Origin of the sequence: Mesorhizobium silamurunense (assembly GCF_014843825.1) — a bacterium.
GTDB classification, from domain to species: domain Bacteria; phylum Pseudomonadota; class Alphaproteobacteria; order Rhizobiales; family Rhizobiaceae; genus Mesorhizobium; species Mesorhizobium silamurunense.
This window is the reverse complement of the sequence record NZ_JHQR01000381.1, coordinates 1-1384: the sequence shown is the minus strand read 5'-3', so window position 1 is coordinate 1384 and position 1384 is coordinate 1. Positions and strand designations below refer to the sequence as shown.

Annotated in this window: 2 protein-coding genes; both read right to left on the bottom strand. The window is 61.1% G+C overall.

Going from position 1 to position 1384, the window contains the following annotated elements; genetic code table 11:
* Positions 1-738 (bottom strand): peptidoglycan L,D-endopeptidase MepK (gene mepK / locus DH10_RS34095; RefSeq protein WP_192385841.1); only part of this gene is annotated, 738 nt, incomplete at its 3' end.
* Positions 739-1116: 378 nt separating this feature from the next.
* Positions 1117-1384: helix-turn-helix domain-containing protein (locus tag DH10_RS34090; protein ID WP_281423890.1), on the bottom strand; the 268-nt coding region annotated here is incomplete at its 5' end.

Genomic DNA, 1384 nt, shown 5'->3' with positions numbered 1-1384 from the left:
GCCGCCGAACCAGGCCGCAAGCAGCCCGCCGGACCGCTTGGTCGACCCGCCGGCGCTTGCCAGCTCGATATTGGGGGTGCCCGCGCCTTTGCGCGCCTTGTAAGCGGCCACAGCCTGCTCATAGCCCGGCAGCGGCCGGCCGTCGCTCGGCACGTGCAGCGTCTTGCCGTTCGGGAACAGGCTGACCAATTCCTGACGGCTGATGCCCGGCCAGTGGCGGACATTGCCGACATCCATGTGGACGAACGGAGAACCGGAATTCGGATAGTAGCCGACGCCGCCGCCCTGCATCTTGAGGCCGATGTTGCGCAGCTTCTTCAGCGGCACGCCGGGAATATAGAAGTCCATCGCCTTGCCGAGCATGTGCTGGCTTTTCTCGGCGACACCGCGGCTGCGGCTGCGCAGCATCGCATTGGTGGACGGCGAGCGATAGCCGCAGACGACCTGGATATAGTCGGTCGCTCCGCTTTGCCGATAGGCTTCCCACACCAGGTCGAGCAGCCGCGGATCCATCTTGGTCGGCTCGTTGCGGCGCCAGTCGCGCAGGATGATGTTGATCTTGCGCAGGCCTTCAGGGTCGTAGCGGCCGTTGCGCTTGTAGACGATCTCGGCCTTTTCGTGCGTGTGCAGGTGATAGAGCTTCAACGAACGGATTTCGGCCTTCGCGCCGGAGACGGCTGCCGAGAGGAACCCGACGGCCAAAATCACAAACGTCAGCCACCTCGGCCAGACGCTCATGTGAAAATGCCGCCCGTCTGTGTGTCGTTCGACTTGGTTCAAATCAAAAGGCCTTGCAGGCTGCCGTTTGTCCCCGGATTTGCCCAAACGGATGCGTGGTTCTCACATCCGAATATCGATCCTAATGGTTAATCATCGCTTATTGAAGCCGAAATGCGGTAACACCGTGGCGATATCCAGTCAAAAATGATGCACCGTGTTTCGTGGTAAATCACTGGTTTAGATCAAGAATTCGGTTTGGACCGAAACACGATCTGTTACCGTTTGCCTTAATGCGTGATCGCCGGCAGGCAAGCCACTGAAAACAGCGCCTTCCCGACCGACAAGCGACGATTTGACTCAAGATTTAAACGGGCAAGCTGGGTTGGGGCTTGCGTCTCAGGAGGCAAGCCGGTCGAGACGACCCGCTTCGGGGTCAATGCCATATTCCTTCAACTTGCGGTAGAGCGTCGAGCGCCCGATGCCAAGGCGGCGCGCCACCTCGCTCATCTGGCCGTTATAGTGGTCGATCGCAAGCTTGATCATTTCGAGCTCGACATCGGCCAGCGCCCGCACATTGCCGCGCTCGTCCAAGGCCCTGAGCGTGCCGAAGCGAGGCTGGAGCCGCGCCGGCGCCTCGGCCTCGTGCAAGGCTGCCGCGGCTCCG